The following is a 19,413-nucleotide window of genomic DNA, read 5'->3' as shown; positions in this document are numbered from 1 at the left end:
CGGCCAAGCCGGCTGTGCCACGAGTGTAACTTTTCAACACGACAAGGCGCCATTGCCCCCTCCGCTCCAGCATCGCGACGCATGTCGGCGATGATTGTCCCCGACCGCCGCGCTATCCTTGCCGGCCGACGGCCTTCCTGACGAACTCCAGCCGCCGCGCCTGCGCCGGCGCAACGCGTTCCTTCATCGCCGCGACGATCGCAGCCGGCGCCGTGTCCGGCGAGCCGGCCTCGAACGGCGGCGCCGGATTGTATTCCATGCGCAGCTGGATCATCTCGGCGGCCGCACGGCCGCGCAGCATCGAGACCAGGGTGAGCGCAAAATCGATCCCGGCGGTGATGCCGCCGCCCGTGATGCGATTGCGATCGACGCAGACCCTCTCCCGCGACACCGAGGCGCCGAAGAACGGCAATGCATCGATGGCGGTCCAGTGCGTCGCCGCGCGATACCCGTCCAGCAGGCCGGCGGCGCCAAGCACGAGCGAGCCGGTGCAGACCGACGTAACGTATTTGGCGCCCCTCTCCTGCCTGCGCAGAAACGCCAGAACCTCCTCGTCGAGCATCAGCTCGTCGGTGCCATAGCCGCCGGGCACGCAGATCACGTCGAGCTGCGGGCAATCGGCAAAGGTGACGGTCGGCGTCAGCATGATCACGGAATCGCTTCGTATCGGCTCGATACGTTTCCAGATCAGATGCACGGTCACATCAGGCAGGCTGGAGAACACCTGCGCGGGACCGGTGAGATCGAGCTGGGTGACGCGGGGAAAAACCAGAAGACCGATCTGCAACGGACCCGACATGACCAACCTCGACATCGCGCTTGACGGCTGCAGCCTGCCATGTTGGCCTTGAGGTCGGAAACGGCGTATTTCCCTCATTATTGGACGCGTCCATGATCGGCTTCCTGATCTTTCCCGAATTCCAGTTGTTGGACGCGGCGGGCCCGATCTCGGTGTTCGAGATCGCAAGACGTCACGTGCCGCATGCGCCGCAAGTGATCACGGTCGCGACCAGGGCCGGCGCCGTGCGCAGCTCGTCGGGCACCGAGATGCTGGCGCGCAGCTTGCGCGCGGCGAGCTCCGTCACGACGCTGCTCGTTGCAGGCGGCGAAGGCGTGGAAGCAGCCACGCGCTGCAAGACGACGATCGCCTTCATTCAGAGACTGGCGAAGCGCGGCGTGCGCATGGCCAGTGTTTGCAATGGCGCCTACCTGCTGGCCGAGGCCGGCATCCTGGATGGCCGCTGCGCGACCACGCACTGGTCCTGCACACGCGACTTCACCGGACGCTATCCAAATGTCAGGCTCGAGCCGGACCAGATCTTCATCCGGGACGATCGTGTCTGGACATCGGCGGGCATCACCGCCGGGATAGATCTCGCGCTCGCCATGATTGGCGAGGATCACGGTGAGGAGGTTTCACAAGCAGCCGCGCGGCAGCTGGTGCTCTATCAGCGCCGCGGCGGCGGGCAATCGCAGTTCTCGACCTTGCTCGAACTCAAGCCGCCGAACGGCCGCTTCGGCAGCTTGCTGTCCTGGGTGCGCGAGAACCTGGACGCGCAGCTCACCGTCGACGCGCTGGCCGAACGCGCGGGATTGAGCGCGCGGCATTTCGTGCGCTCCTTCATCGCCGAAACCGGCTCAACGCCGACCAAGGCCGTCGAGCGATTGCGGGTCGAGGTTGCGCGCGAGCGGGTGCAGTCCTCGGGCGAAGCGATCGAGCGCGTCGCGCAATCCACCGGGTTTCGCGACCCCGAGCGGATGCGCCGAGCCTTCATCCGCGCCTTCGGCCAGCCGCCGCAGTCGCTGCGGCGCTCGGCGCGGAGTGCGTGAGGAGAGGCGCAGACATCCGCGCGAATTGAGCTGAACCACAAAACCACTTGACGCCGGCGCCGACAACCCGGGGATGTTCAGCAGTCATCGTCCCCCTTCACTATTCACGGACGACGGGCGACGGGCGACGGAAACTTCGCCGCCAGCCACGGCTCTCCTGCTCTCAGATTCTGCGCCAACGCTTCGGCGCAAGCCGTGAGCAGGGTCTCGCCCTTCGCTCGAGAGCTACGCCTTGCATCGCCGGCAACTCCCGAGATTGAAACCTCGTGGAATGGGACGAACCGCTTGAGACCGGGAATCAGCGACGCCTGGACGTCGAACGGAGGACCATTGGCCTCCGAGAATCGTGCCTCATCGACAAGTTCGGGTGACACCGCCATCATCATTGACGTCTCCGCCTCGCAAGCGTGCATCAGGCCGTTCTGGTCTTCCAGGATCGCCGAGATCTCATCGAGAGCGAGCATGAAGTAGGTTGCAGTCGCGATCTGGGCGTTCAGTTCACGCGTCATCTCCGCTGCGATCGCGGCCAGACCGGTAATGTTGCCCGCGTGACCATTGACGAGCACGATTTTCCTGAAACCCGCGGCGAGGATCGATCGGCACAGGTCGCGCAACAGTGCGTGATAGGCAGGAAGGGATAAGGAGAAGGTGCCGCCAAACGGCACATGATGATCCGCAAGGCCACACCAAACGGTGGGCGTCACCACGACCGGAACAGGTGCGATCAAACGCGCCGTACGGTGGCACACCGCCGTCACAAGCATGTCGTCGACGCCGGTTGGAAGATGCGGCCCGTGCTGTTCTGTCGAGGCGACCGGCAACAAGACGATCGCGTCTCTGGATGCCAGCTCGCATAGCGCACCGGCCTTCAGACGGTTCCAGCAGAACTCGGCCACTTCCATCACCCTTCCAAGCCATCGTCCAAGTCTCGCGTGGTCGCGGACTCTCTCGTGAGCCGCAGCGAGCGATCACTTGGAGTTCTCGCCTCAGCCTACTTTTTCACCAACGGGCACTCGCTCTCCGCCAAGGGCGAGAACGCCTCCTCTCCTGGCACCGTCTTGAGGATGTTGTAGTACTCCCAAGCAGCCTTCACTTCGGAGGGATCCTTGACCTGTACCAGGTAGAAGTCGTGAACGAGCTTGCCATCCTCACGGATCTTCGCGCCCTTCGCGTAGAAATCATCGACCGGTGTCGAGCGCATCTTGTCCAACACCGCATCGGTTGCATCCGTGTCGGCGGCAGCAACCGACCTCAAATAATGCAACACGCCGGAATAAACGGCCGCCTGTGGCTCGGTTGGCATCGCGCCATGCAGCTTGAAGAAGCGTTGCGAAAATGCCCTGGTGTCTTCGTTGCGAGCCCAGTACCAGCCTGTCAACGACGTAAGGCCCTTGCTGGTAGCGGGCGTCATGGCGTGCACATCGGTAATGAACATCAGTTCAGCAACTGGTTTTTGACCCGTGCCCATGCCGAACTCATTCCACTGCTTCATCGAGGTCACAAGTTGCTCGCCGGCATTTGCGAAAGCGACGATCTTGGCCTTTGACGCCTGAGCCTGCAGCAGGAATGAGCTGTAATCAGCATTGCCGATCGGATGGAATACGGCACCGAGAGACTTGCCGCCCGAAGCCGCGAGTGCTCGCTGCGACTCCATCACCATGTTCTTGCCGAATGCGTAGTCCGCGGCGATGAAGAACCAGGTATCGAATCCCTCGGCCACCAATGCCCGAATTTGACCCGCGACGAGGTTGTAGGAATCGTGCAGCCAAGCCAGCCCGGTTTTGGCGCATTGCTTGCCATTCAGTTCGGTCGTAGCGACCGACGTATAGATAACGATCCTATTCCTGTCTCGAGCAATCGATTGAATTGCCAGACCGACTGCCGAGTTGCCAACGTCGATCGCCATATCGACGCCATCGACGTCGAACCACTTTCGCACGATGCCGGCACCGATGTCCGCCTTGTTCTGATGGTCCGCCGATACAATATCGACCTTGAGCGAGGGATTGGTTTTCTGGAAATCTTCGACGGCAAGACGCGCCGCTCGCACCGACCCCTGCCCATTCGAGTCGGATAGCGGGCCAGCCTGGTCATTGATGACGCCAATTCGGATCACGCCGCCCGAAATCTCGCCAGCGATTGCTGGAGCGTCCATGGGTCGGACGAAGAGCAGCGCAGCCGCGATCATCGACGCTTGCGCGCTTTTCGCAAGACAAGACGTTAGCGTGATATTCCACATCCGACGACGATTCATGAGTTCTTGCCCCTGAGCGAGACTTGCATTGCTGTAAAGACAGCTCGGCGTTGAAAAACGGCGCGCCATCCTGCTCCGTAGAGCGCCATAAGTTGGGAGGCCCACGCCTTCCAGGAGTTAGACGGGAGCCGTGTCGCTGGCCCCGAGCTTGCTGGCCGCCCTGTCAACAGCTTCCCGGCGCAGCCGCAGCCAGCCGGCGGAGTTCGCCCTGATCTCTTTCAGAAGCGCCGGAGGCGCATTCTGAACCGTGAGATTGAACGGCGGCTCTGGCTGATATTCAATGAACAGCTGAATGCGCTTGGCGACATCCTCGCCGCACAGCTTTGCCGCGACCAAGAAGCCAAAGTCGATACCCGCAGTCACTCCGCCACCAGAGATGCGGTTGCGATCGACCACGACGCGATCATCAACGCCGATCGCGCCGAAGGAAGACAGCATGTCCCGCATCAACCAGTGGCACGCAGACTTGTATCCGGTAATGAGGCCTGCGGCTCCGAGGATGAGACTGCCGGCACAGACTGACGTGACGTAGCGAGCAGATCCACCCTTCGCGCGGACGAAAGAAATCAGCTCTTCGTCGTCCATCATGGAGACCATGCCAGGCCCCCCGCCGATGCAGAAGACATCGAGATCCGGGCAATCGGCGAATGTCGTCGTGGGCATCACGGGAAGACCGACATCGCTGATCACCGGCTCGATGCGCTTCCACAGAAGATGAACGCGGGCGTTTGGCAATCGGGCCAAGACCTCGAATGGTCCGGTGACATCAAGCTGAGTCATCCCGGGAAAGAATACGATTCCGATCTCGATTGGTTTGCTGGACATTGGTCGCCTCGCGCTGGAACGAAGCGAGGTTGACAGAAGGCAAACTTTGCCGAAATGTCATTCTACAAGCAATTCCTGCCAGGCCCCCCTATGCAGCCTGTACGCCGCCTCGTCTTCGTGCTGTTCGAGGATTGCCTCATGCTCGACTTCGTCGGGCCCATGCAGGCCTTTGAACTCGCTTGTGAAAACTCAACAAGCGACCCTCCCTATGCATGGCAGTTTTGCTCCGTCGGCGGGGGCATGATCCGGACATCAGCTGGCCTGGACGTATCGACCACAGCGTTGGCCGACTGTGACCCAAAGAATATCGACACGATCATTATCGGCGGCGGTCCCGGCGTGCATCGTGCCGCCGCCGAGTCCAAACTGACCAACTGGTTCGCGAACGTCGCGCCGCACGTCAGGCGTGTTTGCTCTGTTTGCACCGGCACATTCGTGTTGGCCGCGGCGGGTCTACTGAGCGGTCGTCGGGCCGTGACGCATTGGAGCTCTTGTGACCTCCTGAGCAAAATGCATCAGGACGTGTCCGTTGAGATCGACCCCGTTTTTATTCAGGACGGACAGGTCTGGACGTCTGCAGGCGTTACGGCCGGTATCGATCTGGCTCTCAGATTGATCGAAGAAGACGTGGGGCATCGTGAGGCGATGCGTGTGGCGCGGCGCATGGTCGTCTTTCTCAAGCGGCCTGGAGGACAAGCCCAATTCAGTGCGCCTTTGCGCGTTCAATCCTCGGAAGGCAGGGTTTTCGAGGAAATATCAGCCTGGATACAAGGCAACCTTCGGCGCGATCTGCGCGTCGAACGTCTCGCTGAAAAAGCCGGAATGACCCCTCGCACTTTTGCTCGCGTCTTTAGACAGAAGACCGGCAAATCGCCCGGCAAAGCCGTCGAAGAGTTCCGCCTCGAAGCGGCTCGCAGAGCTCTTGAAGATTCGAGCGTCTGCCTCAAGGAAGTCGCCGCGAGCTCTGGCTTCCAAAGCGAGGAGCATCTGCGCCGCGCATTCCGCCGGCGATTGAACGTTCTGCCTCATGAATATCGACTGAGGTTCCACAACGGCAATGAGAAGGCACGGCAGGCCGGCCATTGATCGAAGGTTGTTTTCCGAGCCAGCGGTCGAAGACGCGATTGTCGCCGACCGGTGCCTTGAAGGTGCCTTGCGCGAGATTGGCCCCCTCGGCGACCTCCGCTGGTTGTGGGCAATACTTATGTCCTTGCCGCAGCCGTCCACCGATGTCTTTCGGCATAGGGCAAGTCTTTCAGTCGGCGCACCGGCCAAAGCTTGAGCCGCGGGGACACGCCCCCATTTGGCCCAGCAACCAAATCAGTTTCAGATATGTTTTTGAGAGGTGGTGCGCTCGGAGGGACTCGAACCCCCACGGTGTTACCCACTGCCACCTCAAGGCAGCGCGTCTACCAATTCCGCCACGAGCGCAAGGAGATACCGGCCTGAGGTCGTTCGGCTGGCCGGATCAGCGGTCGCCGATCTAACAAATCCATCAGAGGGATACAAGCCTGCAAGGGCCTCGAATTCCACAAGCTTGGCAGGAAAGTTCGAACCCCTGCCCGGATCGGCCCTATCGGGTGTCCGGCCTTACCGCGTGCCGGGCGTGCGCGGCAGCATCTGCTTGACCTCGACCGCGATCCGATTGCGGTCGACCAGCACGACGCCGGAGGCGACTGGCAGGTTATTGGCCAAAACCTTGACCTCGTCGGCCTCGGTTGCGTCCAGCTCGATGATGGCGCCGCGGGAAAGACGTAATACTTGATGGATCGGCATGGTGGTCGTCCCGAGGACGACCATGAGATCCACGGTGACTTTGTCGAGTGTAGGCACTGTCAGCACCACTGCAACTTGGGACTAGGACTAGGGACTTGGTATTTGCGCCTGCGATCATCACCCGGTTATGGTTAGCCAATGGTTAATTCGCCCCAAAACCCCCGCCAAGACCAGCGTCAAGACCTCGATTTGACGTCGTTTTCCGCCTCCAGCGGCGAACCCGTCGAATGGCGGATCTCGGGCGCTCCGGTACCGTATCCGGAGGCCGTGGCCGCCATGGAGGCGCGCGTAGCTCAAATCGCGGCGGGCGAGGCCCCGGAGCTGGTCTGGCTGCTCGAACATCCCCCGCTCTATACTTCGGGCACCTCCGGCAAGGACTCGGACCTGCTCGATCCCCGATTCCCGACCTTTGCCACCGGGCGCGGTGGGCAGGTCACCTATCACGGGCCCGGCCAGCGGGTGGCCTACATCATGCTCGACCTCAAGCGCCGCCGGCCCGACGTGAGGGCCTATGTCGCGAGCCTTGAGGAGCTGATTCTGCGCACGCTTGCCGCCTTCAACGTCCGCGGCGAGCGGCGCGAGGACCGGGTCGGCGTCTGGGTGAAGCGGCCGGACAAGGGGCCCGACTATGAGGACAAGATTGCCGCGATCGGCGTGCGGCTGAAGCGCTGGGTGTCGTTCCACGGCATCGCCATCAATGTCGAGCCGGAACTGTCGCATTTCGCCGGCATCGTGCCCTGCGGCGTCGCCGATCCCCGCTATGGCGTGACGTCGCTGGTCGACCTCGGCCAGCTCCTGACCATGGCCGACGTCGACGTCGCGCTCCGGCAGGCGTTCGAGGAGCTGTTCGGGCCGACAAGAGCGTTGGTGCCGGAAGCGGCTGTCCAGCACTTTTCTGTTTGAGTCCGACCGCGCCTGTTCTCCGCCCGGCGCAGAATCGGTTACGCTTGCGTCCGGTAACGCCCACGCCTCCCCCCTCCGCCGGGAAAGCAGACCTCATGCCGGGCGAACGATCATCGGACCGACTGTTCGAGCGCCAGGCATAAGGAGGGGTTGCGATCATGCTCGCAATGGGAGGTTTAGACGATGAGACTCTCTGCGCCCATCTATCATCTCAAGCGCAAGGCGAAGCGCCTGTCCCGCGAGGAAGGCATTCCGCTCCACGCTGCGCTTGACCGCATCGCCACGACGGAAGGCTTTTCCGCCTGGAGTATGCTTGCAGCGAAGGCCGCGGCAGTAACGCCGGCGAACAGGCTGTTTCCGCAATTCAAACCCGGCGATCTGGTGCTGGTCGGGGCACGCCCCGGCCAGGGCAAGACACTGATGAGCCTCGAACTTGCCGTGGAGGCCATGAAGTCGGGAAGCCGAGCCGCGTTCTTCTCGCTCGAATACACCGAGAAAGACGTGCTGGATCGCCTGCGGGCGATCGGCGCGGAGCCGGCGCAATTCGACAAGCTGTTCGAGGTCGATTGCTCCGACGCCATCAGCGCCGATTACGTCGTGAAGCAAATGGCCGCTGCACCACGCGGAACGTTCGTGGTGATCGACTATCTGCAATTGCTCGACCAGAGGCGGGAAAACCCTGATCTGACCGTTCAGGTCCGCGCGCTGAAATCCTTTGCGCGTGACAAGGGGCTGATTGTCGTCTTCATCTCGCAGATCGACCGGTCCTATGATCCCTCGGCCAAGCCCTGCCCCGATCTTAGCGATGTCCGCCTGCCGAACCCGCTGGACCTGAAGCTGTTCGACAAGACGTGCTTCATCAACAACGCCGAAGTCCAGTTCGGCGCAGCTAGCTGAGAGCGTCAGGCCGCGGGTGAGATTGTTCACCCGCGGCCTGCAACATCACGCAGCCTTCAGCGACATCTCGAGCTTGCCGGCGATGTAGCGTCGCTCCTGGGTCAGGCCGCCAAAGCCGTAGGCATCGCCCTTGACCTCGTCGACATGCAGATAGGTCTCCGGATGCAGCGGGCCCAGAATCTCGGCCATGCGCTTGAACATCGCGGCGAGATAGGCCGCCTTCTCGTCCTTGGTATTGGTGCCTTCGGTGATGTGGATGTCGATCCAGTAGCTGGCAAGCTTCTGCTCGGCGAGTGACTTGCCGCCCGCAAACCAATCGCTCGCCTCGACAGACTTCACGATGATGGCGGTCACCTTGGGATCCTTGTGCAGGATCTTTGCGGTGAGCTCCGACACGGCGCTGGCGATGTCGGCCTTCAGCGACGGCGACTGGCGGGAAGACGTATAGGACACGGTGATCAGGGGCATGATCGTTCTCCTCAAGATGCCCGCGCGATGTGCGCGGCGTTGGTGAGAAGCTAGACCTCCCCTCGTCATTTTGGTATCTTATCTCTGTTGATACCAGTGATAATAATTCATAATGACAGCAACACTCGACATCGCCACCATCAAGGCCTTCCTGCTGGTCGCCGACCTCCAGAGTTTTACGCGCGCCGCCGAAGCGCTCGGCACGACGCAGGCGGCGGTCAGCTTGAAACTTCAGCGGCTGGAGACGTTGCTGGGAAAACGCCTCGTCGAGCGCTCGCCACGCGCGGTCCGGCTCACCGCTGATGGCGCGAGCTTCCTCGATCGCGCCCGCGCGCTGATGGCGGCGCATGACCGCGCGCTGTCCGGTGAGGCGCCGGCCGTGCAGTCGCTCTCGCTCGGCATCTCCGACCACGCCGCAGGCCCCGAGCTGGTGCCGCTGCTGGAACGCCTGCACGCGATGTCCTCCAACCTCACCCTCGCCGTCACCATCGGCTTCTCGCGCGAGATGCAGGATGCCTATGACGCAGGCCAGCTCGATGCAGTGATCGTCCGCCAGGAGGGCAGCCGCCGCGGCGGCGAAAAACTCACAGAGGACGAGTTCGGCTGGTTCGCATCGCGGCGCTTCACCCTGCCGAAAGGCGAGCCGCTGCCCCTCGCGACGCTCGCCCCGCCCTGCGGCGTCCGCGCCATCGCCGTGCGCGCGCTCGACAAGGCCGGCATCGCCTGGCGCGAGCGCTTTGTCGGCGGCGGCGTCACGGCGGTGGTTGCCGCCGCACTGGCCGGCCTCGCGATTGCGCCTCTCGCACGGCGGATTGCACCTCCGGGGTTGGTCGACATCGGGCCGGCGCACAAGCTGCCGAAGCTTGGCAGCTCAAAGGTGATGCTCCACTCGAAGGTCAGCGATCCCGCCAAGTTGGCAGCGCTGCGTGCGGTGGCGGCGACATTTCGGAGTGTGGCCGCTTAGCGCTCAGACCGCCGACGCTCCTCGCCTGCGTATCGGCCCGCGACAAACCAATATGCGATTCCAGCGAGGAATCCAGCGAGACCAAAGAGCACGCGAAACGGAAGGCTCGTCCCGAAAACAAGCCCCGCAATCAGGACTCCAATCGCGCCGCCACCCGGCGCATAGAACAGTACGGAGCGTATGCGGAATGACTCGCCAAACAATATCACGAGCGCCGCCGGCATCATGCTTAGCAAACAGGTCAGGACCAACATCAGCAAGACAAACATAATCAGGGCGGTCGTGGCACCCAGGCTTTCCAGAAAACTTCGATATGGAAGCATCAGGATCGTTCCAATGACGGGCAACGCCCCCAACGTCGCCGCCGCCGTCAAGCACGCCCGAAACCAGCCATCCAGGGCACGAGGACAGGCATCGCAGGACATGACATCACCTCACAAGATCGCCTCGAACGCGCTGCGCAACGTCTCGTGCCGGAACACAAAACCGCGGCTCAGCGCCTTGTTCGGCAGCACGCGCTGGCCACCGAGCAAAAGCTCGTCGGCAAAGCCGCCGCCGATCCGGCGCAGCAGGCCGCCGGGAATGCGAAACACGGCGGGCCGATGCAGACGGCGGCCGAGTTCCTCGGTGAACTTTGCGTTGGTGACGGGGATCGGCGCGGTCGCGTTGACGGGGCCGGCGAGGTCGGGCGTCGCCGTCACATAGGCGATCAGGCGAATGAGATCGTCACGCTCGATCCACGACATCCACTGCCTGCCCGTTCCGAGCGGGCCGCCGAGACCGAACTCGAACGGCGTCAGCATGCGCGTGATGAAACCGCCTTCGGTGCCGAGCACGAGGCCGATGCGCAGGTACACCACGCGCACGCCAAGCTCTTCCGCCGGCCGCGCCGCTTTCTCCCAGGCCGCGCACAGCTCATGGCTGAAACAGGCATGGGACTTCGCCGACTCCGTCAGCACCTGATCGGCCCACAACCCGTACCAGCCGATCGCGGAGCCGCTGACCAGCACCTCGGGCTTGTGGTCGAGCCGTGCAATCAGCTTCACGATCTCGCCGGTCATGTCGATGCGCGAGTTGATGATCTTCGCGCGCTTCGCCTCGGTCCACAGGCCGTTGCCGATCGGCTCGCCGGCAAGATTGACGATGGCGTCGATGTGCGTGTCCGAAGCGAGCTGATCGAGGCTGGTGATCAGCGTCACCGGCGGCGGCAGCATCTCGGCCTTGGCGGGGTTGCGGATCAGCGCGATGACGTGATGCCCTGCCCCGCTGAGGCTCGCCGCAAGGCGGCTGCCGATGAAGCCGGTGGCGCCTGATATCAGCACGGTCTTGCGGCCCGGGAGCTTTTCGACGAGTCCGTGCGCGGGGACGCTTCGCATGCGGCCGAGCCGACGCATCGCCGCAAAATCCCTGACGCCGCAGAGCGCAGCACCAACCGCGCAGGCGGTTGCGGCGATGCTGAGCAGGCCCTGATACACGACGCTCACGCCGAAGGGCTGCATGGCCCAATCGATCAGCACCGGCAGCAGCAGCACCAGGATGGCGCCGTAGTTGATCGCGAGCAGCGTGTGATTGATGCGCTCGCTCGGCGGCAGTTTTCGGCTCAGATCCTCCTCGACGAAATCCATCAGCGTGATGACGATCTCGGCGACCAGGACGGCGACGATCAGGATCGCCAGCACGCCGTACACTTCGAGCCAGCCGAGCAACAGGAACAGCAGCGCATAGGCCATGTTGCGGATGCCGTGCAGCTTCAGCTCGAAACGCTGCGACGGGCGCCAGGCCAGCCGCTCGGTGAATTCATGGTGATAGAAAGTATCGAACACGCCCATCACGATCTGGATGGCAATGAGGGTCCACAACAGCGGCGTCATGATACGGCCTCCCTGAAGATGGCGGACTGGTGGATCAGCGCGCCGTAACGCGGGTGAGTGACATCGAGGGTGAAGCGGAAGGCGCCCTCGCCGAGATCGCTATGCGTCACCGTGAGGTCGCCCGGCGTGAGCCATTGCGGCAGCGGGATCCAGAAGCGTCCGAGCTGGAGCCCATAGCCGGCGCTGCGGAAGGTCAGCACCTGTCCTTCGACCGCGATGCGCAGCGCCATCGAGACACCGAATCCGACATATTCCTCGAGCCCGGTCGGCCCCGCAAAACGTTTTGCCGAATGGATCACCTGCGGAAAGCCGCGCTTGCGCGCGCAGATGCGCGTCCAGGTCTGGCCGCCGGTCCCGCCATCCTCGGTGACCGTGACGATCATGGGCACGCCGGTGTCGCGGCCGGTCGGCAGCGGCCCGCCGATCAGGCGCGCGGCCTGCGCGAACCACCAGCCGATGTCGCTGAAGGCGACCTCGTCGACCACGCCGACATAGACCACGCTGTCGCCGTCGGCGACGCGCTTGGAAAAGCGCCGCCAGGTCGCGAGCGGCAGGCGGCCCCAATCCTCGTCCGACAGCAATGCGCGGAAGCGGCGGTCGTCGAGCAGCTTGATGTGAGCGGAGGGCGTTGCGCTGGAGCCTGATAATCGAGCCGACGTCATCGCACCCTCCTCAACGCTATTTGGCTTTGCCCAGCGGCAGCAAATTGGCGATCTTCTCGCCAAGCCGCATCAAGGCGACCAGCCGCGGCCGCGGCACCTTCAGCATCTGCATGAACCAGTGGTCGGCGAGCTCGGTGAAGGCGAGCATCTCCTTCAGCCGTTTGCTCGCGACCGGATTGATGGTGGGATCGTCGGCGGCATCGGACACGCAGGCCCGCAGCGCCGTGATCGCCGGATCGAGCTCCCGCTCCTTGCGCCGCGCCGCGATCCGCGCCGCGACCTCCCAGATGTCGGTCTCGGCCTCGTAATGGTCGCGGCGGTCGCCGAGAATCGGCACCCGCCGGATCAGATTCCAGGCGAGCAGCTCCTTCAGCGAGTTGGAGACGTTGGAGCGCGCCATGCCGAGCGTGTCGGCGATGTCCTCGGCCGTCATCGGCGCTTCCGCCAGATAGAGCAGACCGTGGATCTGGCTGACCGAGCGGTTGACACCCCACCCGTCCCCCATGTCGCCCCAATGCAGGATGAAGCGCTCGACGGCGGCGGGGAGTTTCTTCTTTCCGGTTATTTCTGTCATGACAGAAATATCTGACACGTTCGATCGGGTGTCAAGAGCCCTGGTCGGCCTCCTTCCCTGCATACCGTCTGCCGTATTTGCCTAAAAACTTCCCAGAGAACGGGAACCAAACGACCCCTAGAGCGTTTGCACCGATCGAGGCGGGGTCTTGGGAATGGTTAAAAAGTCCAGTCAGCAGAGAGACTTGTTCGAGAGCGAACGCAGTTTCCGGCTGTTGGTTGAAGGGGTTGCGGACTACGCCCTGTACATGCTCGACCCCAAGGGGATCGTCACCAGCTGGAACATCGGCGGCGAGCGCATCAAGGGCTATTCGTCCGAAGAGATCGTCGGCCAGCACTTTTCACGCTTCTACACCGAGACCGACCGGGCCAACGGCAAGCCCGCCCGCGCACTCGGCATCGCCCGCGACAAGGGCCGCTACGAGGAGGATGGCTGGCGCGTCCGCAAGGACGGCACCTTCTTCTGGGCCAGCGTCGTGATCGACCCGATCTACGAGGACGGCGAGCTGATCGGCTTCGCCAAGATCACGCGCGACATCACCGAGCGGCGCAACACGCAAGTGAAGCTCGAGGCGATGCAGAAGCAGCTCGCCGAGTCCCAGAAGTTCGACGCGCTTGGCCAGCTCACCGGCGGCGTCGCCCACGACTTCAACAACCTCCTGATGATCATCAGCGGCAGCCTCCACATCATGAAGCGGAGCGCTGAGGACGATACCAGGCTCGAGCGCGCGATCTCGGCGATCGAGACCGCGACCAGGCGCGGCGCCGCGCTGACCAGCCAGCTCCTCACCTTCGCGCGGCGCCAGAGCGTTAATCCGCAGGCAATCAATTTCCCCGACCGCATCGCGGCAATCCGCGAGGTGCTCGATGCAGGCGTCGGCAGCTCCGTGCGCCTTGCCTTCGACATCGACCGCGATGTCTGGCCCATCAGGACCGACGCCTCCGAGTTGGAGACCGCGCTGCTCAACCTCGTCATCAACGCCCGCGATGCGATGCCCGATGGCGGCACGGTGACGATCAGCGCCCGCAACGTCGTGCTGGACGACACGCTTCTAACCGGCGAGTTCGTGGCGATCGACATCGCCGACACCGGGCTTGGCATTCCCTCCGACGTCGTCGACAAGATTTTCGAGCCGTTCTTCACGACCAAGCCGATCGGCAAGGGCACCGGTCTCGGCCTGTCGCAAGTGCATGGCTTCACGCATCAGGCCGGAGGCACGGTCAAGGTCGCAAGCGAGCTCGGCAAGGGCACGACCTTCACCATCCTGCTGCCGCGCGGAACAGATGCGCCGATGCGGGAAACCGCAGAGGCCATGCCCTTGCGCGGCAGCGGCACGGTGCTGCTGGTCGAGGACAATCCCGACGTCGCCGTCGTCAGCATCGGGCTGCTCGAGCAGCTCGGCTACCGTGTCCGCCGCGTTCCCGACGCCGAGTCGGCGCTGCGCGAGCTCGAGCACAACGGCGTCGATTTCGTCTTCTCGGACATCGTCATGCCTGGCAAGATGGACGGCCTCAGCCTCGCCCATCATCTGCGCCGGGTCCACCCCGGCCTGCCGATCCTGCTCGCCACCGGCTACAGCGAGGCCGCCGCCGACGTCCGCGGCGACTTCCCGATCCTGCGCAAGCCGTACGAGATCCACGAGCTGAGCGAGGCGATCGCGAAGCTGCCGCGGTGATCGTTTCACCTCTCCCCGTAAGAACGGGGCGAGGGAGCGCACCGCCGCTGCGGGGCGAGGTGTGGCTCTCACACCGTCGGCAGCACCGAGAACGCCTCCCCTGCCCTGCGCAGGTTGAGTTCATCCATACTGGCCGTCTCGCTTGTCACACTGTCCACACGCGAGGACGGCGGGCCGTGGCGGCACAGCGCGACCATGTCGGCGACATGCTTCGGCGGGCCCGCGAACAGCGCTTCCACGCTGCCGTCGCGGCGGTTGCGAACCCAGCCTTCGAGCCCGCAATTGGTGGCCTGATACTCGACCCAGGCCCGATAGCCGACGCCCTGGACGCGGCCGCGGATCATGACCTGAAGGATCGCCTGGCTCATTTTTTCAGCCCGAGCACGTCGGCGCTGCGCGCCTTCGTCTCGGCCTCACGCGTGACGCGCGCGGTCAATTCCGACGATGCGAGGCCCTTGAGGGCCTTCGGCGGCGTGCCTTCGCGCAGCGCCTTCAGCGCGTCGTGGACGGCCTGCGTCGCGGCCGCGATCGGCGCATGGCCCTGAAGCGCGATGCGCACGCGCTGGGTCGCGAGATAATCGGGCGCATTCAATTCCTCCGGCGCGCCACCGAGCACGATCGGCAGGCGCGTCGCGGCTGCAATCGCCTCGAGCTCGGCGCGCGACTTGATGCCGGTGAAGAACAACGCGTCGACGCCGGTCGCTTCATAGGCCTGTGCGCGGCGGATGGTATCGTCGAGCGACGTGATCGAGGCAGCCCCGGTACGGCCCATGATGACCAGCGAGGGATCGCCGCGGCCATCGAGCGCCGCCTTCATCTTGCCGACGCCCTCCTCCAGCGAAATCAACTGCGTCTTCGCTTCGCCGTAGGCGGCCGGCAAGAGCGTGTCCTCGATGGTGAGGCCGGCGGCGCCCGCGGTCTCCAGTTCCTGCACCGTACGGCGCACGTTGAGCGCATTGCCATAGCCGTGATCGGCATCGACCAGCACCGGCAATGCGGACGCGCGCGACATCCGCCGCATCTGCTCGGCAAGCTCGGTGAGCGTGATCAGCGTAATGTCGGGATCGCCCAGCACCGCGAGCGAGGCGACCGAGCCACCGAACATGCCAAGTGGGAAGGCGAGATCCTCGGCAATGCGGATCGAGATCGCGTCATAGACCGAGCCGGGATGGACACAAGTTGCGCCCGACAGGATGGAGCGCAGTTTCTCGCGGCGGGAACGGAAAGCCATGATGCTGTCTCGGTTAGATCACGGAAGCCTCAGCATACTCCGTCATTGCGAGCGAAGCGAAGCAATCCAGAAATGCATCCGTGGAGACAGACTGGATTGCTTCGTCGCAAGGGCTCCTCGCAATGACGGTGCTCGTGGGCAGACCACCTGCCCCACTCATGCTTACGCAAACTCCAGGATCAGCGCGTCCACCGCGAGCGTCGCGCCGGCGCTGGCGTGGACCTTCTTCACGGTGCCGTCCTGCTCGGCGCGGAGCACGTTCTGCATCTTCATGGCTTCGACCACCGCAAGCGTTTCGCCGGCCTTGACCTCCTGCCCCTCGGTCACCGCGATCGAGACGATGAGGCCGGGCATCGGGCAGAGCAGCTTCTTGCCGGTGTCGGAGGCCGTCGTCACCGGCATCAGCCGCGCGGACGCCGCCTCCGCTTCGGTCCAGACATAGACCGGCACCTCGACGCCCTGATGTGCGAGACGGATGCCGTTGGCGATCGGGCGCGTCTGCACCGCGACGACATGGCCGTCGATGGTGCCCTGCCAGACCGGATCGCCCGGCTTCCATGCGGACTGCAACAGATGTGCATTGCCGGCCTTGCCGTCGGCATCGACAAAGCGGATCGCGATCGCGTCGCCCTCGCGGCCGACCTCGAGCACAATCTCCTGACGATCGAGCCAGACCGCGCGGCGGCGCTCGCGCTGCACGACGCGGCCGCCCATCTGGCCGGAGATCTGCCGCTTGCGCTCGCCGAGCACGTGATCGATGGCTGCGCCGACCGCCGCGATGCGACGCGCGACCTCGCCTTCGGGCACGCGCACCGCAAAGCCCTTGGGGAATTCTTCCGCGATGAAGCCGGTCGAGAGGTTACCCTCGCGCCAGCGCGGATGGTGCATCAGCGCCGACAGGAACGGGATGTTGTGCCTGATACCGTCGACATAGAACGAGTCCAGCGCGGTCGCCTGCGCCTCGATCGCAGCCGCGCGCGACGGCGCGTGCGTGACGAGCTTCGCAATCATCGGATCGTAATGGATCGAAATCTCGCCGCCCTCCTGCACGCCGGTGTCGTTGCGCACGGTGATGCCGTCCTTGCTAACTTCGGCCGGCGGGCGATACTTCACCAGACGCCCGATCGAGGGCAGGAAGTTGCGGAACGGATCCTCGGCGTAGAGGCGCGATTCCACGGCCCAGCCCTTGAGCGTGACGTCCTTCTGCGTGAGCGCAAGCTTCTCGCCGGCGGCAACGCGGATCATCTGCTCGACGAGGTCGACGCCGGTGACGAGCTCGGTGACGGGATGCTCGACCTGGAGGCGTGTGTTCATCTCCAGGAAGAAGAAGCTCTTGTCCTGGCCTGCGACGAATTCGACGGTGCCGGCAGAGTCGTAATTCACGGCCTTCGCCAGCGCGACCGCCTGCTCGCCCATCTTGCGGCGGGTGGCTTCGTCGAGCAGCGGCGACGGCGCCTCCTCGATGACCTTCTGGTTGCGGCGCTGGATCGAGCATTCGCGCTCGCCGAGATAGATCACGTTGCCGTGCTTGTCGCCCAGCACCTGGATCTCGATGTGGCGGGGATCGACGATGAACTTCTCGACGAAAACACGGTCGTCGCCGAACGAGGCCTTGGCCTCGGCCTTGGCGAGGTTGAAGCCCTCGGCGACCTCGGACTTCGAATGGGCGATGCGCATGCCCTTGCCGCCGCCGCCGGCGGAGGCCTTGATCATCACGGGGTAGCCGATCTCGTCGGAGATGCGGACGGCGTGCTTGTCGTCCTCGATGACGCCGAGATAGCCGGGCACGGTCGAGACCTTGGCCTTGGCGGCGGCCTTCTTGGATTCGATCTTGTCGCCCATCGCCGCGATCGCGCCCGGGTTCGGGCCGATGAAGACGATGCCGGCGGCTTCCAGCGCGCGCGGAAACGCCTCGCGCTCGGAGAGGAAGCCGTAACCGGGATGCACGGCCTGCGCGCCCGTCTTGCGGCAGGCTTCGACGATCTTCTCGATCACTAGATAGCTCTCGGCCGCCGCGGGCGGGCCGATCAGCACGGCCTCATCGGCCATCTCGACATGGAGGGCATCGCGGTCGGCCTCGGAATAGACCGCAACCGTCTGAATTCCCATCCGGCGGGCAGTCTTGATGACCCGGCAGGCGATTTCGCCGCGATTGGCGATCAGGATCTTCTTGAACATGCTTTTCTTGAATCTCGACCTTGGGCGGGACCCTTCCCCGGCCTTTGGGGCCTCTGGGACGGGCCGTGTGGCCTCCGTGGTACATCAAAATGGGCCGGAGGCAACGGTCTAAATCCCGTCCCTCTGGCGTACCAGCGCAAGACCGAAACCCGACCGGCGCCCCTCGGGCGCCCTACGGCTTCCTGGCCTTCTCGGGCTTGGACTCGGACTTGGACTCGGACTTGGACTCCGACTTGGCCGCGTCCCGGACCAGGCCGTGAATGAAGCCCAGTTTCGCCACGACCGCCGGAGACAGGATGAACGGATAGAGATCGCGCGCGCCCATGGCGCGATTGACGCTGTTCATGGCGAAGGTGAAGGGCAGCCATGCGTCGACGAGCGTCTGGATGTCCCTTGCCTCGTAGGGGTTGAAACGGATCCGCGTCGACAACTCTCCGTCGCGGTCGACCCGCGGCCGCACCTCCATGCCGAACTCGGAGGCCATCTCCAGGGTGTCGACGATGTGGAGATAGTGCGCCCAGGTCTCGGCGAAATCCTCCCAGGGATGCGTCGTGGCGTAGGCCGAGACATAGTCCTGCTGCCAGTCCGGCGGCGCGCCTTCGGCATAATGGCGCTGCAAGGCCTGGCCGTAATCGGCCGAATCGTCGCCGAATACAGCGCGGCATTCTTCCAGCTTGCCGCCATCCCGGACCAGCACATCCCAGAAATAATGTCCGACCTCGTGGCGGAAATGCCCGAGCAGTGTCCGGTAGGGCTCGCCCATCTCCAGCCTGCGCCGCTCGCGCTCGATGCCGTCGGTTTCGGTGAGCGCGATGGTGATCAGGCCGTTGTCATGGCCGGTCATGACCTTCTGCCCGCTGTCCGGATCGTCGGCGAGGAAGTTGAAGATCAGGCCGTGCCCGGGATTGTCCAGCCGGTTCTGGAGCGGCAGCTTCCAGCGGATCAGGGAATAGAACAGCCGGTGTTTTGCCACCTCCAGCTCGCGCCAGCCGGCGAGTTGAGCCGGTTCGGACAGATCAGGCACCATGCCGTTATGGCGGCAGGCGCGACAATATCCGTTTGCATCGCCCGGATCGGTCAGCCAGTTGCAGGCATCGTACTCGGCATTCCGGCACAGCATCCGCCCCTTGCCCGTGTCGGCGAGCGTGGCCCAGCCTTCCCCGTCGGGCTCGAGCGCCGACATCGTCTCCTTCTCCGGGAGGAAGGCGACCCGATGGCCGCAGCGTTCGCAGGCGCGGTTCTCGAAATAAAGGACGTTGCCGCAGGACTGGCAGACAAACAGCTTCAAGATTTAGCCTCTTCGGA

The 19,413-nt window shown here is 63.9% G+C and carries 20 protein-coding genes and 1 tRNA gene; 6 read left to right on the top strand and 15 right to left on the bottom strand.

Annotated elements, in window-relative coordinates:
- Positions 1-112 precede the first annotated feature (112 nt).
- Entirely contained in the window at positions 113-799 is a 687-nt protein-coding gene (locus tag AC1RR3_RS22430; protein WP_492825284.1) for a DJ-1/PfpI family protein, read from the bottom strand.
- A gap of 92 nt (positions 800-891) precedes the next feature.
- Between AC1RR3_RS22430 and AC1RR3_RS22425 the strand changes: the two genes are divergently transcribed.
- Complete coding sequence (locus AC1RR3_RS22425) at positions 892-1,830, top strand: GlxA family transcriptional regulator (protein WP_492825283.1); 939 nt, start codon at positions 892-894, stop codon at positions 1,828-1,830.
- Between the two features lie 104 nt (positions 1,831-1,934).
- Here the strand turns inward: AC1RR3_RS22425 and AC1RR3_RS22420 are convergent, their stop codons facing one another.
- From AC1RR3_RS22420 to AC1RR3_RS22410, 3 genes are all read right to left on the bottom strand, one after another.
- Entirely contained in the window at positions 1,935-2,732 is a 798-nt protein-coding gene (locus AC1RR3_RS22420; protein ID WP_492825282.1) for a creatininase family protein, read from the bottom strand.
- An 89-nt stretch (positions 2,733-2,821) separates the two neighbouring features.
- Positions 2,822-4,153, bottom strand: coding sequence for an ABC transporter substrate-binding protein (locus AC1RR3_RS22415; protein WP_492825281.1), 1,332 nt, complete (start codon positions 4,151-4,153; stop codon positions 2,822-2,824).
- Positions 4,154-4,201: 48 nt separating this feature from the next.
- On the bottom strand, positions 4,202-4,909 hold the full coding sequence (locus AC1RR3_RS22410) for a DJ-1/PfpI family protein (RefSeq protein WP_492825280.1): 708 nt from the start codon (positions 4,907-4,909) through the stop codon (positions 4,202-4,204).
- Between the two features lie 54 nt (positions 4,910-4,963).
- On the opposite strand from AC1RR3_RS22410, the gene AC1RR3_RS22405 reads away from it, so the two are divergent.
- Complete coding sequence (locus tag AC1RR3_RS22405) at positions 4,964-5,995, top strand: GlxA family transcriptional regulator (RefSeq protein WP_492825279.1); 1,032 nt, start codon at positions 4,964-4,966, stop codon at positions 5,993-5,995.
- A 260-nt stretch (positions 5,996-6,255) separates the two neighbouring features.
- Here the strand turns inward: AC1RR3_RS22405 and AC1RR3_RS22400 are convergent.
- Positions 6,256-6,340: transfer RNA gene (locus AC1RR3_RS22400), tRNA-Leu, on the bottom strand.
- Positions 6,341-6,499: 159 nt separating this feature from the next.
- Positions 6,500-6,742 (bottom strand): FliM/FliN family flagellar motor switch protein, encoded by a 243-nt coding sequence (locus tag AC1RR3_RS22395; protein ID WP_011088012.1) that lies wholly within the window; start codon positions 6,740-6,742, stop codon positions 6,500-6,502.
- Between the two features lie 81 nt (positions 6,743-6,823).
- On the opposite strand from AC1RR3_RS22395, the gene lipB reads away from it, so the two are divergent.
- Positions 6,824-7,588, top strand: coding sequence for a lipoyl(octanoyl) transferase LipB (gene lipB / locus AC1RR3_RS22390; protein WP_492825278.1), 765 nt, complete (start codon positions 6,824-6,826; stop codon positions 7,586-7,588).
- Positions 7,589-7,771: 183 nt separating this feature from the next.
- The gene (locus AC1RR3_RS22385; protein WP_492825277.1) at positions 7,772-8,485 is read left to right on the top strand and encodes a DNA helicase; all 714 of its coding nucleotides are present in this window, start codon (positions 7,772-7,774) and stop codon (positions 8,483-8,485) included.
- A 45-nt stretch (positions 8,486-8,530) separates the two neighbouring features.
- Here AC1RR3_RS22385 and AC1RR3_RS22380 read toward each other — a convergent pair whose 3' ends face one another.
- Entirely contained in the window at positions 8,531-8,953 is a 423-nt protein-coding gene (locus AC1RR3_RS22380; protein ID WP_492825276.1) for a tautomerase family protein, read from the bottom strand.
- 112 nt (positions 8,954-9,065) lie between these two features.
- Here AC1RR3_RS22380 and AC1RR3_RS22375 point away from each other — a divergent pair, with 112 nt between their 5' ends.
- Entirely contained in the window at positions 9,066-9,917 is an 852-nt protein-coding gene (locus tag AC1RR3_RS22375) for a LysR family transcriptional regulator (protein ID WP_492825275.1), read from the top strand.
- On the opposite strand, the gene AC1RR3_RS22370 is transcribed toward AC1RR3_RS22375, so the two are convergent.
- From AC1RR3_RS22370 to AC1RR3_RS22355, 4 genes are read right to left on the bottom strand one after another with little or no spacing between them, the layout of a single operon-like run.
- Positions 9,914-10,342: a hypothetical protein gene (locus AC1RR3_RS22370; protein ID WP_492825274.1), complete on the bottom strand. Its 429-nt coding sequence runs from the start codon at positions 10,340-10,342 to the stop codon at positions 9,914-9,916. The genes AC1RR3_RS22375 and AC1RR3_RS22370 overlap by 4 nt on opposite strands.
- Positions 10,343-10,351: 9 nt before the next feature.
- A complete protein-coding gene (locus tag AC1RR3_RS22365) occupies positions 10,352-11,788 on the bottom strand; it encodes a TIGR01777 family oxidoreductase (RefSeq protein WP_492825273.1) in 1,437 nt (478 codons plus the stop codon).
- On the bottom strand, positions 11,785-12,450 hold the full coding sequence (locus tag AC1RR3_RS22360; protein WP_492825272.1) for a DUF4166 domain-containing protein: 666 nt from the start codon (positions 12,448-12,450) through the stop codon (positions 11,785-11,787). Before AC1RR3_RS22360 ends, AC1RR3_RS22365 begins: the two co-directional genes overlap by 4 nt.
- Positions 12,451-12,466: 16 nt before the next feature.
- Positions 12,467-13,024 (bottom strand): GbsR/MarR family transcriptional regulator, encoded by a 558-nt coding sequence (locus tag AC1RR3_RS22355; RefSeq protein WP_212486519.1) that lies wholly within the window; start codon positions 13,022-13,024, stop codon positions 12,467-12,469.
- 154 nt (positions 13,025-13,178) lie between these two features.
- Here AC1RR3_RS22355 and AC1RR3_RS22350 point away from each other — a divergent pair, with 154 nt between their 5' ends.
- Positions 13,179-14,699 carry a PAS domain-containing sensor histidine kinase gene (locus tag AC1RR3_RS22350; protein WP_492825271.1) on the top strand — a complete coding sequence of 507 codons (1,521 nt, stop codon included), beginning with the start codon at positions 13,179-13,181 and terminating at the stop codon, positions 14,697-14,699.
- Between the two features lie 68 nt (positions 14,700-14,767).
- On the opposite strand, the gene AC1RR3_RS22345 is transcribed toward AC1RR3_RS22350, so the two are convergent.
- From AC1RR3_RS22345 to AC1RR3_RS22330, 4 genes are all read right to left on the bottom strand, one after another.
- Positions 14,768-15,067 (bottom strand): acylphosphatase, encoded by a 300-nt coding sequence (locus AC1RR3_RS22345; protein WP_492825270.1) that lies wholly within the window; start codon positions 15,065-15,067, stop codon positions 14,768-14,770.
- Positions 15,064-15,930, bottom strand: coding sequence for an isocitrate lyase/PEP mutase family protein (locus AC1RR3_RS22340; RefSeq protein ID WP_492825269.1), 867 nt, complete (start codon positions 15,928-15,930; stop codon positions 15,064-15,066). The genes AC1RR3_RS22345 and AC1RR3_RS22340 overlap by 4 nt, the downstream gene beginning before the upstream one ends.
- A 162-nt stretch (positions 15,931-16,092) precedes the next feature.
- Positions 16,093-18,108 carry an acetyl-CoA carboxylase biotin carboxylase subunit gene (locus AC1RR3_RS22335; RefSeq protein ID WP_492825268.1) on the bottom strand — a complete coding sequence of 672 codons (2,016 nt, stop codon included), beginning with the start codon at positions 18,106-18,108 and terminating at the stop codon, positions 16,093-16,095.
- 172 nt (positions 18,109-18,280) lie between these two features.
- Complete coding sequence (locus tag AC1RR3_RS22330; protein ID WP_492825267.1) at positions 18,281-19,396, bottom strand: zinc-binding metallopeptidase family protein; 1,116 nt, start codon at positions 19,394-19,396, stop codon at positions 18,281-18,283.
- Positions 19,397-19,413: the final 17 nt, after the last annotated feature.

The sequence above is a fragment of the Bradyrhizobium sp. GW821-FHT13H05 genome, from assembly GCF_058804065.1.
This window is presented reverse-complemented; position numbering and strand designations above follow the sequence as displayed.